The sequence below is a fragment of the Comamonadaceae bacterium OTU4NAUVB1 genome (assembly GCA_024372625.1).
Taxonomy (GTDB): Bacteria; Pseudomonadota; Gammaproteobacteria; order Burkholderiales; family Burkholderiaceae_C; genus Variovorax.
This window is the reverse complement of sequence record CP099605.1, coordinates 718,034-738,680: the sequence shown is the minus strand read 5'-3', so window position 1 is coordinate 738,680 and position 20,647 is coordinate 718,034. Positions and strand designations below refer to the sequence as shown.

The 20,647-nt window shown below is 70.4% G+C and carries 20 protein-coding genes and 1 tRNA gene; 16 read left to right on the top strand and 5 right to left on the bottom strand.

What is annotated here, in order from left to right:
* Positions 1-22: 22 nt before the first annotated feature.
* The 3 genes from mutY to mutM all read right to left on the bottom strand — a co-directional run bounded on the left by mutY (position 23) and on the right by mutM (position 3,990).
* Positions 23-1,078, bottom strand: coding sequence for an A/G-specific adenine glycosylase (mutY, locus tag NF681_06840; GenBank protein ID UST55692.1), 1,056 nt, complete (start codon positions 1,076-1,078; stop codon positions 23-25).
* Positions 1,079-1,118: 40 nt separating this feature from the next.
* Positions 1,119-3,101, bottom strand: coding sequence for a dynamin family protein (locus tag NF681_06835; protein UST54902.1), 1,983 nt, complete (start codon positions 3,099-3,101; stop codon positions 1,119-1,121).
* Between the two features lie 73 nt (positions 3,102-3,174).
* Complete coding sequence (gene mutM, locus NF681_06830; GenBank protein UST54901.1) at positions 3,175-3,990, bottom strand: bifunctional DNA-formamidopyrimidine glycosylase/DNA-(apurinic or apyrimidinic site) lyase; 816 nt, start codon at positions 3,988-3,990, stop codon at positions 3,175-3,177.
* A 117-nt stretch (positions 3,991-4,107) separates the two neighbouring features.
* On the opposite strand from mutM, the gene NF681_06825 reads away from it, so the two are divergent.
* The 8 genes from NF681_06825 to NF681_06790 all read left to right on the top strand — a co-directional run bounded on the left by NF681_06825 (position 4,108) and on the right by NF681_06790 (position 10,827).
* On the top strand, positions 4,108-5,940 hold the full coding sequence (locus NF681_06825; protein UST54900.1) for a tetratricopeptide repeat protein: 1,833 nt from the start codon (positions 4,108-4,110) through the stop codon (positions 5,938-5,940).
* The gene (locus NF681_06820; GenBank protein ID UST54899.1) at positions 5,941-6,492 is read left to right on the top strand and encodes an outer membrane lipoprotein LolB; all 552 of its coding nucleotides are present in this window, start codon (positions 5,941-5,943) and stop codon (positions 6,490-6,492) included.
* A gap of 53 nt (positions 6,493-6,545) precedes the next feature.
* Positions 6,546-7,427 carry a 4-(cytidine 5'-diphospho)-2-C-methyl-D-erythritol kinase gene (gene ispE, locus NF681_06815; GenBank protein UST54898.1) on the top strand — a complete coding sequence of 294 codons (882 nt, stop codon included), beginning with the start codon at positions 6,546-6,548 and terminating at the stop codon, positions 7,425-7,427.
* Between the two features lie 75 nt (positions 7,428-7,502).
* Positions 7,503-7,579, top strand: a tRNA-Gln gene (locus NF681_06810).
* 140 nt (positions 7,580-7,719) lie between these two features.
* Positions 7,720-8,691 (top strand): ribose-phosphate pyrophosphokinase, encoded by a 972-nt coding sequence (locus NF681_06805; protein ID UST54897.1) that lies wholly within the window; start codon positions 7,720-7,722, stop codon positions 8,689-8,691.
* A gap of 116 nt (positions 8,692-8,807) precedes the next feature.
* Positions 8,808-9,491, top strand: a complete 684-nt coding sequence (locus tag NF681_06800) for a 50S ribosomal protein L25/general stress protein Ctc (GenBank protein ID UST54896.1) — start codon at positions 8,808-8,810, stop codon at positions 9,489-9,491.
* Positions 9,492-9,607: 116 nt separating this feature from the next.
* Positions 9,608-10,276, top strand: a complete 669-nt coding sequence (pth, locus tag NF681_06795; protein ID UST54895.1) for an aminoacyl-tRNA hydrolase — start codon at positions 9,608-9,610, stop codon at positions 10,274-10,276.
* A 62-nt stretch (positions 10,277-10,338) separates the two neighbouring features.
* Positions 10,339-10,827: a hypothetical protein gene (locus NF681_06790; protein ID UST54894.1), complete on the top strand. Its 489-nt coding sequence runs from the start codon at positions 10,339-10,341 to the stop codon at positions 10,825-10,827.
* Here NF681_06790 and NF681_06785 read toward each other — a convergent pair.
* Positions 10,824-11,081 (bottom strand): YfhL family 4Fe-4S dicluster ferredoxin, encoded by a 258-nt coding sequence (locus NF681_06785; protein ID UST54893.1) that lies wholly within the window; start codon positions 11,079-11,081, stop codon positions 10,824-10,826. The two genes, NF681_06790 and NF681_06785, sit on opposite strands and share 4 nt — an antisense overlap.
* A 63-nt stretch (positions 11,082-11,144) precedes the next feature.
* On the opposite strand from NF681_06785, the gene NF681_06780 reads away from it, so the two are divergent.
* Genes NF681_06780 through NF681_06750 form a run of 7 tightly spaced genes read left to right on the top strand, consistent with a single transcriptional unit; the run spans position 11,145 to position 19,132 of the window.
* The gene (locus NF681_06780; protein UST54892.1) at positions 11,145-12,095 is read left to right on the top strand and encodes an ABC transporter permease; all 951 of its coding nucleotides are present in this window, start codon (positions 11,145-11,147) and stop codon (positions 12,093-12,095) included.
* Positions 12,092-12,967, top strand: coding sequence for an ABC transporter permease (locus tag NF681_06775; GenBank protein UST54891.1), 876 nt, complete (start codon positions 12,092-12,094; stop codon positions 12,965-12,967). Before NF681_06780 ends, NF681_06775 begins: the two co-directional genes overlap by 4 nt.
* 16 nt (positions 12,968-12,983) lie before the next feature.
* The gene (locus NF681_06770; GenBank protein UST54890.1) at positions 12,984-13,976 is read left to right on the top strand and encodes an ABC transporter ATP-binding protein; all 993 of its coding nucleotides are present in this window, start codon (positions 12,984-12,986) and stop codon (positions 13,974-13,976) included.
* Positions 13,973-14,830: an ATP-binding cassette domain-containing protein gene (locus tag NF681_06765; protein UST54889.1), complete on the top strand. Its 858-nt coding sequence runs from the start codon at positions 13,973-13,975 to the stop codon at positions 14,828-14,830. Before NF681_06770 ends, NF681_06765 begins: the two co-directional genes overlap by 4 nt.
* Before the next feature lie 36 nt (positions 14,831-14,866).
* Entirely contained in the window at positions 14,867-16,363 is a 1,497-nt protein-coding gene (locus NF681_06760; GenBank protein ID UST54888.1) for an ABC transporter substrate-binding protein, read from the top strand.
* Positions 16,360-17,763: an amidase gene (locus tag NF681_06755; protein UST54887.1), complete on the top strand. Its 1,404-nt coding sequence runs from the start codon at positions 16,360-16,362 to the stop codon at positions 17,761-17,763. The genes NF681_06760 and NF681_06755 overlap by 4 nt, the downstream gene beginning before the upstream one ends.
* Positions 17,764-17,803: 40 nt before the next feature.
* Positions 17,804-19,132: a tetratricopeptide repeat protein gene (locus NF681_06750; GenBank protein ID UST54886.1), complete on the top strand. Its 1,329-nt coding sequence runs from the start codon at positions 17,804-17,806 to the stop codon at positions 19,130-19,132.
* Between the two features lie 9 nt (positions 19,133-19,141).
* Here the strand turns inward: NF681_06750 and NF681_06745 are convergent, their stop codons facing one another.
* Positions 19,142-19,855: a histidine phosphatase family protein gene (locus NF681_06745; GenBank protein ID UST54885.1), complete on the bottom strand. Its 714-nt coding sequence runs from the start codon at positions 19,853-19,855 to the stop codon at positions 19,142-19,144.
* A gap of 82 nt (positions 19,856-19,937) precedes the next feature.
* Here NF681_06745 and NF681_06740 point away from each other — a divergent pair, with 82 nt between their 5' ends.
* On the top strand, positions 19,938-20,645 hold the full coding sequence (locus tag NF681_06740) for an alpha/beta hydrolase (GenBank protein ID UST54884.1): 708 nt from the start codon (positions 19,938-19,940) through the stop codon (positions 20,643-20,645).
* The last annotated feature ends 2 nt before the right edge of the window (positions 20,646-20,647 follow it).

Here is a 20,647-nt window from a genome sequence, read left to right as displayed (position 1 = left end):
CCGGCGCGATCCGCTCACACGCTCACGGGACCCGGTTCGACGTCAGCCGCTTTCGCACGGCCGCGGGCAGGCCGAGCACCGTCCACTCGTCCGAGGACCTCCAGCGGCCGTCATGGCCGCGCAAGCCCGTCGCCGCCTCGAGCACCACGGCGACCGGATGGATGTGGAGGTCCTTGTGCGTCATCACGGCGACGAAGGGCTGCTCGTCGAGCGCCGTGACGCGCGCGGCGCTCGGCAGCGCATCGAGCAACAGGTCCCGGCTGTCGAACATCGGCGGCGCATGCAGTCCTGCCCAGACCCCGCTGGCCGGCCGCTTCTCCAGCCAGATGTTGCCGGCGCTGTCGCGCGCTTCCAGCATCCACAGCGACTGGGCACCGCGCTTGAGCTTGCGGGTCTTGACCGGATAGCGCTCAGGGTCGCCTTCCAGCCGCGCCGCGCAGACGTCGACGATCGGACAGAGGATGCAGGCCGGCCTGCGCGGGAGACAGACCGTCGCGCCCAGGTCCATCACGCCCTGGGTATAGCGCGAGATGGCGGCGTGATCGCCCTCGGGCGGCAGCAGTTGTCCGGCGATGTCCCACAGCGCGCGCTCCTGGGCCGCCGACGACATGTCGCCGGCGAAGCCCAGCACCCGCGTCAGCACGCGCTTGACGTTGCCGTCGAGGATCGCCACGCGTTCGCCGAAGCAGAAGGCGGCGATGGCCGCGGCGGTGGAACGGCCGATGCCCGGGAGCGTGGCCAGTTCGGCGGCGGTGCGCGGAAAAACCCCGCCGAAGCGCGTCACCACGTCCTGCGCGCAGCGATGCATGTTGCGCGCCCGGCTGTAATAGCCCAGGCCGCTCCACAGGCCCAAGACCTCGTCCTCGCTGCCCGCCGCGAGCGCGGCCACGTCCGGAAAGCGGTCCAGGAACCGGGCGAAATAGCCCAGCACGGTCACGACCTGGGTCTGCTGGAGCATCACTTCGGACAGCCACACGCGGTAGGGGTCGCGCGTGTTCTGCCACGGCAGTTCGCTGCGGCCGTGCGTCGCCTGCCAGGCGACGACGCGGGTGGCGAAGTCCGGCAGCGGCGAGGAAATCGGCGGGAGCGGCAAGGGTGTCAGGGCGGCGGCGGGGGATTCAGCGCTGTCCGACGGCATCGCGTTCGAACCGGCCATCCGACGACGAGGGCGACGGTGAGGACGGCTCGTGTTCGTCGATCTGGCTGGTGAGTTCGACCAGCCGCGCATGCAGCCCGACCAGCGCGCGCTCCTGCGTGGCGATCTCCACGAGGCGCTCCTCCAGGTTGCCGGCCGCGCCCTGGATGCGCTCGACCGACTCGATGCGCTTGCCGAAATTGCGCCGTTGTTCCTTGAGTTGCTGGTCGAGCTGCGCGCCGGCGCTCTTGGTCCAGCGTTCCACCTCGGTCATGGCCGCCTCGTTGACCACGCGCAGCCGGCTGGCGAGGGCGCGCACGAGCTTGTCGCAGAAGTCGCCCTGCGCGAGCTTGATCAGGTTGCCCACGCCCAGGTAGTGGATGTGGCTCTGCTCGATCTGGTCGAGCTGGTGCTCGAAGCCCAGCAGGTCCGGCTCGGCGGGTGCCTGCAGCGTGAAGCCGTGCTCGGCGTTGAGCTGGCGGAAGGTCGCGTGCAGCATCGACTGGATCTCGCCGGTGGTCGACTGCACCTCGCGCAGGTTGTTGCGCAAGGCGTCGAAGGTCTCGCCGTAGATCTTGCGCACGCTGAACTTGATGCCCGGACGCCTGAGGGCGTCGGACAGCTTGCTCATGTCGGCGCGCAGGGCCGAAGTGCCGAGCACCGAATAGACCTCGCGCAGCAGCTTGCCCTGCACCGAACGCAGCGCCAGGATGCGCGAGTTGCTGCCCTCGAACTCGTCCTGCTCCTGCTCGATGCGCGCGCGCATCTGGCGGATCACGGCCGAATTCTTCCCGCGCAGGCCCTCGAGCTCGATCGTCTGCTCGGCGAGGTTGCGCTCGCGCACGCCCAGGATGCGCGAGCCCTCCACCCGAAGCGACGCGATGCCCGAGCGGACCGCCGCCTGCAGCATCTTCTCGCGGTTGCCCAGCAGCCCCTCGCCGAGCACCGCTTCGAGCGCCGGCAGCCGGCTCGCCTGCAGCAGGGGCGCGTCCTGGCGAATCTTGGCCTGCAGGCCCTTCTGCGCCGACACCGGCAGCACCTGCGAGAGCGGCACTCCCAGCAGTTCCGCGGCGCCCCGGCACTGGCGCTCGACCTGGGCATCGACGTGCTCGGGCGTGTTGAGACTGTCCCAGAGCGTGTCGATCTTGTTGAGCACCACCACGCGGGTATCGCGGCCGCCCACGTCGGTGACGAGGTGCTCGCGCCAGATCGCCAGGTCGGAGCGGGTCACGCCCGTGTCGGCGCCCAGGATGAAGATCACCGCGTGGGCCTGCGGGATCAGGCTCACGGTCAGTTCGGGCTCGGCGCCGATGGCGTTGAGGCCGGGCGTGTCCAGGATCACGAGGCCCTGCTCCAGCAGCGGATGCGGCATGTTGAGCACCGCGTGGCGCCAGCGCGGGATCTCCACCAGACCCCGGGCGTCGCGGCGCGGGTTGTCGTCGGGGGTGCTGTCGTTCCAGAAACCCAGCCGGCGCGCGTCGTCCAGCGGCACCCAGAGCACCTCCGCCACCTTCGACATCGACTGCACCAGCTGGTCGGCATCGTCGACGTCGATGGGTACGTCGGTCCAGCGCGAGGGTTCCTCGCGCCAGTGCATCAGGGAGAAGGACTCCAGCCGCGTCTCGATCGGCAGCAGCCGCAGGCTCGGCGGCTGCGCGGCGTCGTAGCCGAGTTCGGTCGGACACATCGTCGTGCGGCCCGCGCTCGCCGGCATGATCCGGCGGCCGTAGCCGGCGAAGAAGATCGCGTTGATGAGTTCGGACTTGCCGCGCGAGAACTCGGCGACGAAGGCCACCATCACCTTGCTCGTGCGCAATTGCGTCTCGAGTTCGCGCAGGCGTTCGGCGACCGACACGTCGAGCAGGTCGTTTTCGCCCAGCCAGCCGGACAGCTCATCGAGCCGTCGGGCGACGTTGCGGCGCCAGACGCCGTGCTGGTCGAGTTGCTGATTGAAAGAGCGGCTCAAGTTGAAATGTAAAAGTTGCTTACAAAATATAGCATCGGGTTCGAGAACGCGACGAAAGAGGAAGCAGTATTTATTAGTACTTTTGACAATTAAGACAGAAAAACGTCGATCTTTGACCCTGACGCATCTGCCGGATGGGCGCACCACAGACACGGCAGGGCTCGCCCTGCCGGCCATAGACGGTGGTGTCGAGCTGGAAATGGCCCTGCTGACCGTCGATGTTCGAAAAATCGCGCAGCGTGGTTCCTCCGCGTTCGACCGCGCGTGCGAGCAGGTCCCGGATGACGGCGTGCAGGCGCAGCGCGCGCGGCCGGCTGATGCGCGATGCCGCGACGGTCGGCCGGATGCCCGAGAGGAACAGGGCCTCGGACGCGTAGATGTTGCCCACCCCCACCACCACGTCGCCCGTCAGCAGGACCTGCTTGATCGGCGCTCGCCGCTTTCGCAGCCCGGCGTGGAAGACCTCGAAATCGAAGCTGTCGTCCAGCGGTTCCATGCCGAGTCCGCCGAGCAGCTTGACGGCCAGGGGAGCGGTCTCGTGCTCGGCATGCACCACCGCGCCGAAGCGGCGCGGGTCGTTGAGCCGCAGGGTGCCACGGCTGGTCGCGAGGTCGAAATGATCGTGCGACCCGGGCTCGGGCAGCGCGGCGTCGAAGCGCAGGCTGCCGGACATGCCCAGGTGCAGGAGCAGCAACCCTTCGTCGAGGTCGATCAGCATGTACTTGCCGCGCCGGCGCACGGTGGTCACCGTGCGCCCGACCAGCAGGTCCGGCGCGATGCCGAGCGCCCAGCGCAGCGGCTTGCCCACGCGCACCGCGTCGATGCGGGCGCCGGCGATGCGGTCGACGAAGCCACGACGGGCGACTTCTACTTCGGGGAGTTCGGGCATGTGAAAGGGATGTGGACGGACAGCGCGAGCACGCCGGGGCGTGGATGAAGGGATGGTGCCGGGAACCCGATGTCCTCTCGGCGCGCACACGAAAACCCTTGGATTATTATGAGTTCGATGACCCCACCGCCCCGACGATTCCGCCTTGCGGCAGCCATTTCCCTCACGCTGCTCGCATTCGCGGCGCAGGCGCAGACCGGGCCCGTCGCTCCCGACCCCAGCGGGCTTCCGGCGCCCGCCCAGCCCACCAGCCCGGCGCCCATCGTCAACCCCGTGCCAGCGGCGGCCCCCGGCGAGGCCAAGCCCGTCCCCGGGAAGTCTGCCCTGACGGCCGAGCTCTTCTACGAAGTGCTCATGGGCGAGATCACGTTGCGCTCGGGCGACCCCGGTGCGGGCTATGCGCTGGTGCTCGATGCGGCACGGCGCACGCGCGACGAGGCCCTGTTCCAGCGGGCCGTCGAGATCGCGCTGCAGGCGCGTTCGGGCGAGGCCGCGCTGGCCGCGGCGCGTGCCTGGCAGCAGACCCTGCCCGAGACGCGCGAGGGCCGCCGCTACGAACTCCAGATCCTGATCGCGCTCAACCGCCTCGAGGAGACGGCGCCGCTGCTGCGCGCGGAGATCGCCGCCGCGCCCCTGCCCGAGCGGCCGGTGCTGATGGCCGTGATCGCCCGCAACTACGGCCGTGCCGCCGACAAGCAGGCCGCCGCCCGCGTGGTGGAGGCGGCCCTGGTGGACGAGATCAGGAACCCGGCCACCGCCGGCATCGCGTGGGCCACCATCGGGCGCCTGCGCATCGTGGCCGGCGACACGCCCGGTGCGCTGCAGGCGGCCGTCGCCGGGCAGGCGGCCGATGCCGCTTCCGAGGCACCGGCCGTGCTGGCGCTCGACCTGATGGGACTCGGGCAGTCGGAGGCCGAACCGATCGTCCAGCGTTACCTCGCCGGTGCCAAGGCGCTGCCGGACATCCGCGTCGGCTACGCGCAGACCCTGATCGAGCAGCGGCGCTATGCCGACGCGACGACCGAACTCGCCCGCCTGACGTCCGAACAGCCCGACCTGCCCGTGCCCTGGGTGCTGCTGGCCAGCCTGCAGGGACAGGCCCGCCAGGACGCCGCGGCCGAGAAGTCGGCATTGCGCTATGTGGCACTGGCGACCGCGGCCGATGCCCGGGAGGAAAGCAAGCGCGGCCTGACGCAGGCCTACCTCCTGCTCTCCCAACTCGCGGAGCGCCGCAAGGACTACACGGGCGCCGCGCGCTGGCTCTCGCGCATCGACGGTACCGAGGACCGCGCCGCCGTGCAGTTGCGCAGTGCCCTGTTGCTGTCACGCCAGGGCAAGGTACAGCAGGCGCGCGAAATGGTTCGCGCCCTGCCGGCAGGCACCGCCGAAGAGAAGACGCGGCAGCAGCAGGCCGAACTCCAGGTCCTGCGCGAAGCCAAGCAGTACCAGCTGGCCTACGACTTCCTGGCCGAAGCCCTCATCGCCAAACCCGACGATCCCGACCTGCTCTACGACCAGGCCATGACCGCCGAGAAGCTCCAGCGCCTGGACGAGATGGAGCGTCTGCTGCGACGCCTGATCGAACTCCGGCCCGACAACCACAACGCCTACAACGCGCTGGGCTACTCCCTCGCCGATCGCAAGCTGCGGCTCGACGAGGCGCGCGCGCTGATCCGCAAGGCCATCGACCTGTCGCCGCAGGACCCGTTCATCGCCGACAGCCTGGGATGGGTCGAGTTCCGGCTGGGCAACACCGCCAACGCGCGAGGCATCCTGGCGGCGGCCTACCAGCGTCGTCCGGACCCGGAGATCGGCGCCCACTTCGGCGAGGTGCTGTGGACGGCGGGCGAGCGCGAGGCGGCGCTCAAGGTGTGGCGCGAAGCCGCGCTCGCCGACGCGGAGAACGAGACGTTGCAGGAGACGCTCAAGCGCCTGCGCGTCAAGCTGTAGATGACCACCGCCTCTGTCGCCCCGCGCGCTGCCGCTCTCGCCGCCGCCCTCGGAAGCTGGAGCTTGGTGCTGCTGCTGGCCGGGTGCGCCTCACCGGTCGCCCGACCGGAGGCTCCGACCGCCGCGGTCGCGGTCCACGACACGGTCACCCGCGTCGACAGCTGGAGCGGCCGGCTGTCGCTGCAGGTGCACAGCGACCCGGCGCAGAGCTTCGCGGCGCTGTTCGACCTGCGCGGCACGCCGGAGCGCGGCAGCTTGGTGCTGACCAGTCCGATCGGCAGCACGCTGGCGGAACTGAGCTGGGCACCGGGCGAGGCGCGGCTGCGCAACGGCGCCGAGACGCGCCGCTACGACTCCGTCGACGCGCTCGTGACCGCGGCCACGGGCGCGGCCATCCCGGTGCGCGCGTTGTTCGGCTGGCTCGAAGGTCGGGACGAGCGCGTGGCCGGTTGGCGGCCCGACCTGCAGCAGGTCGCCCAGGGCCGCCTGCGCGCCGTGCGCGAGTCACCGCAGCCGGGCGCCGACCTGCGCATCGTGTTCGAACGACCCTGAACACGCGAACCGCCTGCTCCCGCTTTTTTCCGCTTCGCCGGCCGCGCCCGACCATGCAAACGCTCTACGACCTGCCGGCTCCGGCCAAGCTCAACCTCTTCCTGCACATCACCGGGCGGCGCGACGACGGCTATCACCTGCTGCAGTCGGTGTTCATGCTTGTCGACTGGTGCGACACGCTGCACATCGAGGCCCGCCGCGACGGCGGCCTCAGTCGCGAGGACCTCACCAGCCCGCTTCCCGAGGACGATCTGATCCTTCGCGCGGCACGCGCGCTCCAGCGCTTCGCCGGACCCGGACAGGGGGCTCACATCGCCGTCGACAAACAGGTGCCCGCGCAGGCCGGCATGGGCGGCGGCTCATCGGACGCGGCCACCTGCCTGCTGGCGCTCAACCGGCTGTGGAACCTGCGCCTGCCGCGTTCGACGCTCGCCGAGATCGGACTGTCGCTGGGTGCGGACATCCCTTTCTTTCTCGGCGGGCACCACGCCTGGGTCGAAGGGATCGGCGAGCGGATCACGCCGATCACCCTGCCGCCGGCGCGTTTCGTGATCGTCAAGCCCGTGGCGGGAATCGATACCCGCAGCATTTTTATGGCGCCGGACCTTGAACGTGCCACGCCTGCTGCTATACTCTCTGGCTTTGCTGCAGGACGCATCGATCAGACCTACGGGTTTGGACACAACGACCTGCAGCCGGTTGCTCAAAGGCTCTGTCCCGAGGTGTCCGAAGCCATCCGATGGCTCCGTTCGCAGGGATTCGATGCCCGGATGACCGGTTCAGGCAGTGCGGTGTTCGCTCCCATGAATGCCGTCGACGGACCGCTCGACAGCGACATGCCGCAGGACGCGGAATCGGCCATTCCTCACGAGGGCTGGCAGGTCCGCAGATGCGGCAACCTGGATGTCCATCCCTTGGCGGGCTGGGCAGACTGAAGCAGAAGGACCGGGCCGCGGGATGCGTTCCGGTGCCGCACATATCGGTTGATGGTGCAAGCCATCGACCCGTGTAGGGGAGTCGCCAAGCTGGTTAAGGCACTGGATTTTGATTCCAGCATGCAAAGGTTCGAATCCTTTCTCCCCTGCCAAAACATGGAAACCTCAGCCTTCGGGCTGCGGTGCCGGAAGCTCCGGTGATGGCTCCGAGGCACAGCGCTGCGAAGGCGCCAGAACATTGGCCGCTGCCGGTGGTTCTTCTCGATAGGCTTTTGCATTGCTGGACGCGCTCATGCAGGTTCAATCCCCTGACTTCATGCTTTTCACCGGCAATGCCAATCCTGGCTTGGCCGCGGACATCGCCAAGCACCTCGGCACGGAACTCGGTGCCGCCCGCGTCGGCCGTTTCTCCGACGGCGAAGTCACCGTGGAGATCAATCAGAACGTGCGTGCGCGCGATGTCTTCGTCATCCAGTCGACCTGCGCCCCGACCAACGAGAACCTGATGGAACTGCTGATCATGGTCGACGCGCTCAAGCGCGCCTCGGCCGAGCGGATCAGCGCCGTCATCCCCTACTACGGGTACGCCCGCCAGGATCGCCGTCCGCGTTCGAGCCGGGTGCCGATCTCGGCGCGTGTGGTGGCCAACCTGCTGGAGACCGTCGGCGTCGAGCGCGTGCTCACGATGGACCTCCATGCCGACCAGATCCAGGGCTTCTTCGACATTCCGGTCGACAACATCTATGCCTCGCCCGTGTTGCTGGGCGACCTGCGCCAGAAGAAGTACGACGACCTGATCGTGGTGTCGCCCGACGTCGGCGGCGTGGTGCGCGCCCGCGCGCTGGCCAAGCAGCTCAACACCGACCTCGCCATCATCGACAAGCGCCGCCCGAAGGCGAACGTGAGCGAGGTCATGAACGTGATCGGCGAGATCGACGGCCGCAACTGCGTGATCATGGACGACATGATCGACACCGCCGGCACGCTGGTGAAGGCGGCCGAGGTGCTCAAGGAGCGAGGTGCGAAGAAGGTGTATGCCTACATCACGCACCCGATCTTCTCGGGTCCGGCGATCGAGCGCATCCAGGGCTCGGCCCTCGACGAAATCGTCGTCACCAACACCATTCCACTGTCCGACAGCGCCCTGGCCTGCTCGAAGATCCGCCAGGTCTCCGTCGCGCCGCTGATCGGCGAGACGATCCAGCGCATCGCCAAGGGCGAGTCGGTGATGAGTTTGTTCTCGGACCAGGATTCCCTGTTCTGAGCCATTGGCCGGCTTTCCCTCGCGGAGAGCCAATTTGAAACCGGCGTCGCACTGGTCGCGGTGGACGTCGAAACGCAGCGAACGGCAATCCCGCCCTCGCTCCAAGGAGTTTGATCATGAAATTCGTCGCTTTTGAGCGCGCCAAGCAGGGCACGGGTGCGAGCCGCCGTCTCCGCATCTCGGGCAAGACCCCCGGGATCGTCTACGGTGGCGAAGCCACCCCGCAACTCATCGAGATCGACCACAACGCGCTGTGGCACGCTCTCAAGAAGGAAGCGTTCCACGCCTCCGTCCTCGAGATGGACCTCGGCGGCACCGTGAGCAAGGTGCTCCTGCGCGACGTGCAGTACCACCCGTTCCGCCAGCTCGTGCAGCACATCGACTTCCAGCGCGTCGATGCCCGCACCCGCATGACCATGAAGGTGCCGCTGCACTTCAAGGGCGAGGAAGAGTCCGACGCCGTCAAGCTCGAGCAGAACCTGGTCAGCCATGTGACGACCGAACTCGAAGTGAACTGCCTGCCGTCCGAACTGCCCGAGTTCATCGAGGTCGACCTCTCCGGCCTCAAGAAGAACGGCACCGTGACGCTCAAGGACATCAAGCTGCCGCGCGGCGTGCGCTGGGTCAGCCACGGCAAGGCCAATCCGGTGCTGGCCTCGGCCACGCCGCCGGCCGCCGAGGAAATCGATCCGGTGGTCGAAGGCGCGGAAGCCGCTGCCGCCGCACCGGCGGCCCCGGCCGGCAAGGGTGGCAAGGCCGCTCCGGCCAAGACGGCTGCCAAGCCCGCCGCCAAGAAGTAAGACTTCTCGCCCCCCGCAGCCGCGCTCGTTCGCCGGCCGCGGACCGACGGCCCGCCTCGCGCGGGCCGTTTTCGTTGGCGCGCCGCGCGCGCGACGGCCCTGGATAATCCCGCCCCATGATCAAATTGTTCGTCGGCCTGGGCAATCCGGGCCCGGAATACGAGGCCACGCGGCACAACGCCGGCTTCTGGTGGATCGACGCCCTGGCGCGCGATCTCAAGCTCCAGTTGACCCCCGAGCGCGCCTATCACGCGCGGGTCGCCCGCACGCAGATCGCCGGCCAGCCGGTCTGGCTGCTGGCGCCGCAGACCTTCATGAACCTGTCGGGCAAATCGGTGGCGGCACTGGCACGCTTCTTCAAGATCGAGCCGGCCGAGATCCTGGTGATCCACGACGAACTCGACGTCGTGCCGGGCGAGGCCAAGCTCAAGTTCGGCGGCAGCCACGCCGGCCACAACGGCCTGCGCGACATCCACGCGCAGCTCGGCACCGGCGACTACTGGCGGCTGCGCCTGGGCATCGGACATCCGGGCGCGAAATCGGAGGTGGTCGGCTGGGTGTTGAAGAAGCCCCTCAAGGAACAGCGCGACGCCATCGACGACGCCATCGCGCGCTCGCTGCACGCCGTGCCCGCGCTGCTCGCGGGCGACACGACCCGGGCCATGCAGCAGATCCACACCAGCAAGCCGCCGCGGCCGAAGCCGCCGCGGCGCGATCCCGGCGACGGTGCACCGCCCGCGCCGACCACGACGCCGGCCGGAGGCGCACCGCCACCGACGTCGTGAGGCATCGCGGCACGGGCCGCCGCGACGCGGAGATTCCGCAACGAAGACAGGGAGAGAAAAAAATGAAGAACGACCATCGATCCATCCGCGCCACGCACTGGCGGTCGCCGGTCCTGGCGGGACTGGCCTGGGCCTGCATCGCCATGGGGGCGACCGCCGCGCCGTCCTCCCCCACCGGTCCCGCCCCCTGGCGCTGCGGCAACGCCTATTCCGACACACCCTGCGTCGGCGGCCGGCGCATCGACACCGGCGGGGCGCCCGGCGAGGCGGCCCGTCGCGCCGCCGACGAGTCCACGCGCCGCATCGAACAGCGCGCCGACACCATGGAGCGCGACCGCCTGCGCGCCGAGCAGGCCGCCGCATCGCGCAACGGCGCGGTCATCCTGCCGGACCATCGCATCGCCGAAGCCAGGAACCGCGAAGCGGCGCGGCTCGCGGCATTGCGGCTCGCGCGGGACGAGGAGCGCCAGAGGAACCGGGCTTCCGGCCAGCGGACCGGTCGTCGTCCCGTGGCCGCGGGCCATGCCGAAGCCGCCGGTCGACGCCGCTAGGACGTCTTCGCGGCCTGAAGGCGCAGGTACCGCTCGAACAGGGTCTCGCGCGTCTCGACGTGGCCGGGACTGACCGGGATGCAGGCCACCGGGCAGATCTGCACGCATTGCGGCTCGTCGAAATGGCCGACGCATTCGGTGCACTTGCCCGGGTCGATCTCGTAGATCTGCTCGCCCATGGAGATCGCGTCGTTCGGGCACTCGGGCTCGCACACGTCGCAGTTGATGCATTCGTCGGTGATCATGAGTGCCATCGGGTGATTATCCAGCCCCGGGCATGTTCGTTGCGACGGTCCGGTTATGCTGCGCCCCGCCCCATGAGCATCTTCCTTCTCAAACGCTTCGCGACCCTGATCGGCACGCTCATCGGCGCATCGGCCATCGTGTTCCTGGTGCTGGAGATCCTGCCGGGCAACGCCGCGCAGATCCTCATGGGGCCGGACGCCTCCCCCGAGGCGGTGACCGCCCTGGCCACGAAGCTGGGACTCGACGCGCCGGCCTGGACGCGCTACGTGCACTGGGTGGGCGGCCTTCTCACGGGCAACCTCGGCGACAGCTACGCCTACGGCTCGCCGGTGCTCGACCTGATCCTCGAACGCCTCGCGCTGACCGTGCCGCTGGCGCTGCTGGCGATGACCCTCACGACCGTGCTGGCGCTGGTGGTGGGCGTGACGGCCGCCGCGCGCCACAACCGGCTCGGCGACGTCGGCCTGATGAGCCTCGCGCAGGTCGGCATCGCCATCCCCAACTTCTGGTTCGCGATCCTGCTGATCCTGGTGTTCTCGGTGAAGCTGCAGTGGTTCTCGGCCGGTGGCTTCGAAGGCTGGGGCGAAGGCGTGGGCGCGGGCCTGAAGTCGCTGCTGCTGCCGGCCCTGTCGCTGGCGGTGGTGCAGGCGGCGATCCTCGCGCGCATCACGCGCTCGGCGGTGCTGGAGGTGCTGCGCGAGGACTTCGTGCGCACGGCGCGCGCCAAGGGCGTGTCCCGGCGCGCGGTGCTGTGGCTGCACGTGCTGCGCAACGCCCTGATCCCGGTGATCACGGTGATGGGCATGCAGTTCTCCGAACTGCTCGCCGGCACCATCGTGGTGGAGAACGTGTTCTACCTGCCCGGCCTCGGCCGCCTGATCTTCCAGGCCATCAGCAACCGCGACTTGGTCGTGGTGCGCAACTGCGTGATGCTGCTCGCGGCCATGGTGGTGATCGTGAATTTCGTGGTCGACGTGCTCTACGCCGTGATCGACCCCCGCATCAAGGCCGCCGACGTATGAACACGAGCGCGATCAGCGGCGCGACGCCGTCGACGTCGCCCGGCTTCTGGCGGCGGGCGTGGCGGCACCGCAGCTTCTCAATCGGTTTCGTGCTGACGCTGCTGCTGGTCGCCGCGGCGCTGCTGTCCCTGGTCTGGACGCCGTGGTCGCCCTACGAGATGGACATGCCCGCCAAGCTGCAGGCGCCCACCCGGGCGCACTGGCTGGGCACCGACGCCTTCGGTCGCGACGTCGCCTCGCTGTTGCTGGTCGGGGCGCGGGCGTCCATCCTGGTGGGTGTGATCGCGGTGGGCATCGGCCTGGTCGTGGGGACCGCCCTCGGATTGCTGGCGGCGGCGCGGCGCGGCTGGGTGGAGGAGGCGGTGATGCGGGTGTGCGACTTCTCCATGGCGTTCCCGGCCATCCTGTCGGCGATCATGATGACGGCCGTTTTCGGCGCGGGCATCGTCAACGCCATCGTGGCCATCGGCATCTACAACATCCCGACCTTCGCGCGCATCACGCGCGCCTCGGCCAACACGGTGTGGTCGCGCGAGTACGTGGCCGCCGCGCGCGCCTGCGGCAAGGGCGCCTTCGCGATCACCTTCCAGCACGTGCTGCCCAACATCTCGGCGGTGCTGATCGTGCAGCTCACGATCCGCTTCGCCATCGCCATCCTGGCCGAGGCGGCGCTGTCGTACCTGGGCCTGGGCACCCAGCCACCGCAGCCCTCGTGGGGCCGCATGCTCAGCGAGGCACAGACCCTGATGTTCCAGCAGCCGTTGCTGGCCGTGTGGCCGGGGCTGGCGATCGCGCTGGCGGTGCTGGGCCTGAACCTGCTGGGCGACGGCCTGCGCGATCTGCTCGATCCCCGCCTGGCCAGAAGCCGATGACCTGACCCCTGAAACCATGCCCCTGCTCGAAGTCGAAGACCTCCACGTCCGCCTGCAGACGCAGCGTGGCCCGGCCGACGCGGTGCGCGGCGTCGATCTTTCGCTGGAACGCGGCCAGACGCTGGGCATCGTGGGAGAGTCGGGCAGTGGCAAGTCGATCACGGTGCAGTCGCTCATGGGGCTGCTGCCGGAGACGGCGGAGGTGTCGGGCCGCATCCGTTTCGACGGGCAGGACCTGGTGGGGCTTTCCGACCGCGCGATGTGCCGCGTCCGGGGCAACCGCATCGGCATGATCTTCCAGGAGCCGATGACCGCGCTCAACCCGCTGCACACCATCGCGCGCCAGGTGGGCGAACCGCTGCGCCTGCATCGCGGCCTGGGCGCCGCCGCGGCGCGCGCGGAGGCGCTCGCGCTGCTCGAGCGTGTGGGCATTCCCAACGCGGCGGCCCGCCTGGACGCCTACCCGCACCAGTTCTCCGGCGGCCAGCGCCAGCGCATCGGCATCGCCATGGCGTTGGCCTGCGGGCCGGATCTGCTGATCGCCGACGAGCCCACCACCGCGCTCGACGTGACGGTGCAGAAGCAGATCCTCGACCTGATCGCGGAGCTGGTGGCGGAGCGCGGCATGGCGCTGATCCTGATCTCGCACGACCTGGGCGTGATCGCCGACACCGTGGACCGGATGCTGGTGATGTACGGCGGCACGGTCGTGGAGAGCGGACCGACGAAGGCGCTGTTCGCGCGCCGCGCGCACCCCTACACGCAGGGCCTGTTCGCTGCCCGGCCGGTGCTGGGGGCGCCGCGCGGCGGCCGGCTGGCGACCATCCGGGGCAGCGTGCCCGAACTCGTCGACCTGCCGCCGGGCTGTCCCTTCGCCGGGCGCTGCGCCTTTACCGTCGAGGCCTGCCACGCCACCCGGCCGCCGGTCGTGGAATTCCCCGACGGCCACCGCGTGCGCTGCCTGCGGCTCGACGAGGTCGCGGCCGCCAGCGGGGGGCCCCCCGCATGACCGCCGGTGCGCCCGACCTGGCCCTCCCCGGCGGTTCCGCCGACGCGCCGCTGCTGGAGGTCGCCGGCCTCGTGCGGCATTACCCGCTGCCGCGCACGTCGCTCTTCGCGCCGGCGCCGGTGGTGCGGGCGCTCGACGGCGTGAGCTTCCGCGTCGAGGCCGGGCGCAGCCTGGGCATCGTGGGCGAATCGGGCTCGGGCAAGTCGACCCTCGCACGGCTGGTGATGGCGCTGGACAAGCCCACCGCGGGCCACGTGCGCCTGCAGGGACGCGACCTGAACGCCTTGGACGCACGCGAGCTGCGCGACGCGCGGCGCGACTTCCAGATGGTGTTCCAGGACCCCTACGGCTCGCTCGATCCGCGCCAGAGCGTCGCGCGCATCGTCGCCGAGCCGATCGAGGCCCTGGGCCTGGCCGGCCGCGCCGAGCGGCGCGAGCGCGCGGGCGAGGCGCTCGCCGCCGTCGGACTGCGCCCCACCGACCTCGACAAGTACCCGCACGAGTTCTCCGGCGGCCAGCGCCAGCGCATCGCCATCGCGCGCGCGCTGATCACGCGGCCGAAACTCATCGTCGCCGACGAGCCGGTGAGCGCGCTCGACGTGTCGGTCCAGGCGCAGGTGCTCAACCTGATGCAGGACCTGCAGCAGCGCGAGGGCATCAGCTTCCTGCTCATCAGCCACGACCTCGCGGTGGTCAACCACCTGTGCGACGACGTGGTCGTGCTGCTCGAGGGCAAGATCGTGGAGGCCGGACCGCCCGAGCGGCTGTTCCGCGACGCGCGGCACCCCTACACGCGCCGCCTGCTGGCAGCGGTGCCGCGCGGCCCGGCCCTGGTCCTCGCGCAGTCCTCGTAGTTCTTCTTCCAACCCGACCACCCGGAGTTCCATCGCATGCTCAACCGCCGCACCCTCCTCGCCACCGGAAGCGCCTCGCTCGCCCTCGGAATGCTCGCCGCCCCGGCCGCCGCGCTGGCGCAGGGCCGCAAGGACGCCCTGGTGCTGGGCATGACGCTGGAGCCGACCGGCCTGGACCCGACGGCCAGCGCCGCCGCCTCGATCGCGGAGGTCACCCTCTACAACATCTACGAGACGCTCACCCGCGTCAACGAGAACGGCAGCGTGAGCCCGCTGCTGGCCGAGAGCTGGGACGTCTCGCCCGACCTGAAGACCTACACCTTCCGCCTGAAGCGCGGCGTGAAGTTCCAGAACGGCGAGCCCTTCAACGCCCAGACCGTGAAGTTCAGCTTCGAGCGCGCGGGCGGCGAGAAGAGCACCAACAAGGACAAGCGCGCCTTCGCCGGCATGAGCGTGCAGGCGGTCGACGAGTTCACCGTCGTAATCCTGAACAAGGAGATCGATCCCGACCTGCCCTTCGCGCTCGGCCAGGCCACGGCCGTCATCGTCGAGCCCAGGAGCGCCGACACCAACGCGGCCAAGCCCGTGGGCACCGGTCCGTACCGGCTGGAGGCCTACAACAAGGGCGCCTCGCTGGTCCTCACCAAGTGGGACGGCTACCGCAATCCGGGCCAGGCGAAGATCAACCGCGTCACCTTCCGATTCATCTCCGACAGCGCCGCGCAGGCCGCCGCGCTGATGGCCGGCGACGTCGACGTGTTCCCGCGCGCGGCCACGCGCATCGTGGCGCAGTTCAGGGGCAATCCGCAGTTCCAGGTCATCCTGGCGGGCTCGCGCGCCAAGACGATCCTGGCGATCAACAGCGCCAGGAAGCCGCTCGACGACGTGCGCGTGCGTCGCGCCATCCTGGCGGCGGTCGACCGCAAGGCCGTGATCGAGGGCGCGGCCGACGGCTTCGGCGTGCCCATCGGCAGCCACTACGTGCCGGGCGCCGCGGGCTATGTCGATACCACCGCCATCAACCCCTTCGACCTCGAGAAGGCGAAGAAGCTGATGGCCGAGGCCGGCGTGAAGACGCCGCTCGAACTGACCCTGACCCTGCCGCCGCCGCCCTACGCGCGCCAGGGCGGCGAGATGATCGTGGCGCAGCTCGCCAGGATCGGCATCGTGGTCAAGGTGCAGAACGTGGAATGGGCGCAATGGCTCAGCGGCACCTACGGCAACAAGAACTACGACCTGTCGATCGTCTCGCACGTCGAACCCTTCGACCTGGGCAACTACGCCAAGGCGGACTACTACTGGGGCTACCAGTCCAAGGCCTTCAACACGCTCTACGACAAGATCCAGAACACGGCCGCGCCGGCCGAGCGCGCCCGGCTGCTGGGCGAGGCGCAGAAACTGCTGGCCACCGACGCCGCCAACGGCTACCTCTACCAGCCGCAGTTTCCGACCATCGCGAAGAAGAACGTCAAGGGCCTGTGGAAGGAACTGCCGATCTTCGCCAACGACCTGTCCGCGCTCTCGTGGGCATGAGCCGGCTCCACGACCATTCGGCGCGCGAACTCGGCGCGGCCTACCGGGACGGCTCGCTCTCGCCGGTCGAGGCGACGCGCGACGTCCTCGACCACATCGAGCGCTGGGAGCCGCACCTGCGCGCGACCTGGCTGCTGCGGCCCGAGGCCGCGCTGGAACAGGCCCGCGCCTCCGAGGCGCGCTGGCGGCGCGGCGAGGAGCGCGGCCCGCTCGACGGCGTGCCCGTCACGATCAAGGAGAACATCGCCACGCGCGGCGACCCGCTGCCCGCGGGCACCGCCGCCGTCGCGCTGGTGCCGGCGAAGCACGACGCGCCGCCGGCCGCGCGCCTGAAGGAAGCGGGCGCCGTGATCCTGGCCAAGACGACCATGCCCGACTACGGGATGCTGTCGTCGGGCCTCTCCAGCTTCCATGCGCTCTCGCGAAATCCGTGGGACCGCTCGCGCACGCCGGGCGGCTCCAGCGCCGGGGCCGCCGCCGCCGCCGCCGCCGGCTACGGGCCGCTGCACATCGGCACCGACATCGGCGGCTCGCTGCGCCTGCCGGCGGCGTGGTGCGGCATCTTCACGCTCAAGCCCAGCCTGGGTCGCGTGCCGATCGACCCGCCCTACATGGGACGCGCCGCCGGTCCGATGACGCGCACGGTCGGCGACGCCGCCCTGATGCTCGAGGCGCTCGCGCGCCCGGACGCGCGCGACAGCATGAACCTGCCGCCGCAGGACATCGCCTGGCGCGACTTCGACGTCGACCCCGACCACCTGCGCGGCCTGCGCATTGGCCTGCTGCTCGACGCCGGCTGCGGGCTGGCGGTGGAGCCGGAGATCCGCGCGGCGGTCGAGCACGCGGCGGCGCGCTTCGAAGCCGCCGGCGCCGTGGTCGAACCGATGCGTCCGTTCATGACGCGGACGATGCTCGACGGCATGGACCACCTCTGGCGCATGCGCTCGCACGTCGACCTGCAGGCGCTGGCGCCGGCGCAGCGCGACAAGGTGCTGCCCTACATCCGCCGCTGGGCCGAGAGCGCGGCCGATTTCGGCGGCGAGCACGTCTTCCGCGCCTTCAGCCAGTTCCACGCCACGCGCGTGGCGGCGGTGGCCGCCTGCGCCGACTTCGACTACGTCATTTCGCCGACCGCGCCCAACTCGCCCGCGCCGGCCGAGTGGCCCTCGCCGACCAACGACCCGCTGCGTCCGCTGGAGCACATCGGCTTCACGGTGCCCTTCAACATGTCGGAGCAGCCGGCCGCGTCGATCAACTGCGGCTACACCGGGGCGGGGCTGCCGATCGGCCTGCAGATCGCCGGTCGGCGCTTCGACGACCTGGGCGTGCTGCGGGTGGCGCGCGCCTTCGAACAGATCCGCGCGGCGCAACGGCCCTGGCCGGTGCCGCCCGAGGCCTGATACCGGACCGCGCCCGGCCGCGACCCATCGCCACGACACCATGACCACCACCACCGACTTCCTGGGCAACCCCGTGACGCTCGACGACCCCGGCGCGGCCGCGGCCATCGACGCCTTCGCCAGCGGCTTCATCGCCTGCGAGTCGACCGCCGCCGACGTGCTGAGCGCCGCCGGCGACACCACCCCGATGGTGCAGGCCTGCTGCGCCGCGCTGCACATGTTCTCGGAGTCGAAGGACGGCGCGCCCGGCGCGCGGCCCTTCATCGAGCGTGCCCGGGCCGGGGCGGCGCGCACCACGCCGCGCGAGCGGCGTTTCATCGCCGCCGTCGGCGCCTGGGTCGACGGCGACGTCGAGGGCGCCATCGCGCTGCACCAGGAGCAGGCGCGCGAGCACCCGCGCGACCTGGCCTCGGTCAAGCTCGGCCAGTACCACTGCTTCAACATCGGCGACTTTCCCGGCCTGCTGCGACTCGCCCAGACCGCCCTGCCGGCGGCCGCCGACGTCGCCCAGGCGCACGGCATGGTCGCCTTCGGCCACGAGCAGTGCCACCGGTTGCGCGAGGCCGAGGTCAGCGCGCGCCGCGCCATCGCCCTGAATCGCAAGGAACCCTGGGCACACCATGCGCTCGGCCACGTCATGCTCACCGAGGGGCGCCTGGCCGAGGGCCTCGAATTCATGCGGGACGTGAGCGACACCTGGGTGGGACTCAACTCCTTCATGGTCACGCACAACTGGTGGCACGTGGCGCTGTTCCTCATCGACCTGGACCGCGACGACGAGGCGCTCGCCATCCACGACGACCATGTCTGGGGCGTGGCCGTGGACTACACCCAGGACCAGATCGGCGCCGTGTCGCTGCTCGCGCGACTGGAGCTGGCGGGCATCGACGTCGGCGCGCGCTGGGACGACGTGGCGGCGCACCTGCTCCACCGGCTCGACGACCATGTGCTGCCCTTTCTCGACCTGCAGTACCTCTACGGCCTGGCGCGGGCCGGGCGCGACGAGGCCGACGTCCTGCTGGGGCGCATCGAGGCCTTCGCCGCGCGGGCGCCCGACCAGACCCGCGCCGCCTGGCAGCAGGTGTGCGTGCCGGCCGCGCACGGCCTGCTGGCGCATGCGCGCGGCGACTTCCCGCGCGCCATCGAGGCGCTGGGCACGGCGCTGCCGCGCATGGTCGAGATCGGTGGCAGCCACGCGCAGCGCGACCTGTTCGACCAGGTGCTGCTCGACGCCCGCGTGCGCGCCGGCACGCCCCGCTCCCTGGCGGCGGCGCAGGACGTGCTGCAGCGCCAGCTCAACGGCCAGCCCGAATCGCTGCGGCTGCGGCGCCAGGTGAGCGCCGTGAACCGGGCCCTGGGACTGATCTAAGGACGCCGGCTACTTCGCCATGTGCCGCCGCTGGTCGTACACCGGCTGCGCCGGCAGGTCGTCCAGGTGGCGGGTGTCGGCCCAGTCGAGGATCTCGATGTGGCCGGGCCGCGACGCATCGGGCAGGCGGATGCGGCTGACGCCGGCGTTGGGGATGTCGCTCTGGCGCGGGCCGTTCAGGCCCAGGCCGTGGGCGGTGCGCCAGACCATGTCGAGCACGCCGCCGTGCGTCACCACCAACAGCGTCCGCCCGGCATGCGCCGCGGCGATGGCGCCCAGCGTCTCGATCACGCGGGCGTGGAAGCGCCGGGGCGACTCGCCTTCGGGCATGGCGTGGTCCTCGCGGAATTCCAGCCATTCCTCCCAGGCGCGCGGATGCAGCGCGCGGATCTCGTCGCCACGCAGCCCCTCGACGAGGCCGAAGTGCTGCTCGCGCAGGCCCGCCAGCGTCACCACCGGCAGACCGAGGCGTTGCGCGGCCGGCGCGGCGGTCTGCTGGGCGCGCATCAGATCGCTGCAGAACAGGTGATCCACCGCCGCGTCCGCCAGGCGCAGCCCGAGGCGGCGCGCCTGCTCGTGGCCCATGTCGTTGAGTGGGACGTCGGCATGACCTTGGAAACGCAGTTCGCGGTTCCAGGCGGTCTCGCCGTGGCGCACCAGGACGAGTTCGGTGGCGAGGGGGAGCACGGGATCGGTGGCGGGCGTGGCGTTGGGTTCGGTCATGGCGCCGGCCATTGTCGGCGCCCGGCGTGACACGGGTCGATCCGCGGCGTGACGCCCGTGCGGCGTCACCGAGAATGCGGCGATGACCCGACTCGTCTTCCTGCCCGGCCTCGCCTGCGACGCCCGCCTCTGGCACGCGCAGCGCGCCGCCGTCCCGGCCGCCTTCGATGCCGTCGTCAGCGACGTGCACATGCGCCATGGCGTCATCGAGGCCATGGCGCGCGCCGTGCTGGCCGAACACGACGGTACGCTTGTGCTGTGCGGGGCCTCGATGGGCGGGATGATCGCCATGGAGGCCGCGCGGCAGGCCCCCGGACGCATCGCCGGCCTGGCCCTGCTGGGCACCAGCCCGCGCCCCGAGACGCCGGACATGTTCCGCCTGCGGGAGTCGGCCATCGGGTTGTTCGAGCGCGGCGAGGCGCGCGAGCTCATCGAGTTCAACGCCAACTTCGCCTTCCACCCGAAACAGGCGGCCGACAAGGCGCTGGTGCGGTGCTACGTGGAGATGGTGATGGACGCCGGCGTGGCGCAGCTGGTGGGCCAGAACCGCGCCGTGATGCAACGCCCCGACGCGCGGACGCATCTGGGCGCCTTGCGCTGCCCGGTGCTGGTCCTGTGCGGCGACACCGACCGACTGACGCCGCCCGAGTGCTCGCGCGAGATCGCCGAATGCGTCCCGCACGCCGAACTGCACTGGCTTCCGGACTGCGGCCACATGCTGACGATGGAGAAGCCGGCGCCGGTGAACGCGTTGCTGGCGGACTGGCTCGCGCGACTGCCGCCCGCTTGAGC

Coding starts and splice junctions, on each gene's coding strand:
- mutM (UST54901.1), bottom strand. CDS start 3,990: ATGCCCGAACTCCCCGAAGTAGAAGTCGCCCGTCGTGGCTTCGTCGAC.
- NF681_06825 (UST54900.1), top strand. CDS start 4,108: ATGACCCCACCGCCCCGACGATTCCGCCTTGCGGCAGCCATTTCCCTC.
- NF681_06820 (UST54899.1), top strand. CDS start 5,941: ATGACCACCGCCTCTGTCGCCCCGCGCGCTGCCGCTCTCGCCGCCGCC.
- ispE (UST54898.1), top strand. CDS start 6,546: ATGCAAACGCTCTACGACCTGCCGGCTCCGGCCAAGCTCAACCTCTTC.
- NF681_06805 (UST54897.1), top strand. CDS start 7,720: ATGCAGGTTCAATCCCCTGACTTCATGCTTTTCACCGGCAATGCCAAT.
- NF681_06800 (UST54896.1), top strand. CDS start 8,808: ATGAAATTCGTCGCTTTTGAGCGCGCCAAGCAGGGCACGGGTGCGAGC.
- pth (UST54895.1), top strand. CDS start 9,608: ATGATCAAATTGTTCGTCGGCCTGGGCAATCCGGGCCCGGAATACGAG.
- NF681_06790 (UST54894.1), top strand. CDS start 10,339: ATGAAGAACGACCATCGATCCATCCGCGCCACGCACTGGCGGTCGCCG.
- NF681_06785 (UST54893.1), bottom strand. CDS start 11,081: ATGGCACTCATGATCACCGACGAATGCATCAACTGCGACGTGTGCGAG.
- NF681_06780 (UST54892.1), top strand. CDS start 11,145: ATGAGCATCTTCCTTCTCAAACGCTTCGCGACCCTGATCGGCACGCTC.
- NF681_06775 (UST54891.1), top strand. CDS start 12,092: ATGAACACGAGCGCGATCAGCGGCGCGACGCCGTCGACGTCGCCCGGC.
- NF681_06770 (UST54890.1), top strand. CDS start 12,984: ATGCCCCTGCTCGAAGTCGAAGACCTCCACGTCCGCCTGCAGACGCAG.
- NF681_06765 (UST54889.1), top strand. CDS start 13,973: ATGACCGCCGGTGCGCCCGACCTGGCCCTCCCCGGCGGTTCCGCCGAC.
- NF681_06760 (UST54888.1), top strand. CDS start 14,867: ATGCTCAACCGCCGCACCCTCCTCGCCACCGGAAGCGCCTCGCTCGCC.
- NF681_06755 (UST54887.1), top strand. CDS start 16,360: ATGAGCCGGCTCCACGACCATTCGGCGCGCGAACTCGGCGCGGCCTAC.
- NF681_06750 (UST54886.1), top strand. CDS start 17,804: ATGACCACCACCACCGACTTCCTGGGCAACCCCGTGACGCTCGACGAC.
- NF681_06745 (UST54885.1), bottom strand. CDS start 19,855: ATGACCGAACCCAACGCCACGCCCGCCACCGATCCCGTGCTCCCCCTC.
- NF681_06740 (UST54884.1), top strand. CDS start 19,938: ATGACCCGACTCGTCTTCCTGCCCGGCCTCGCCTGCGACGCCCGCCTC.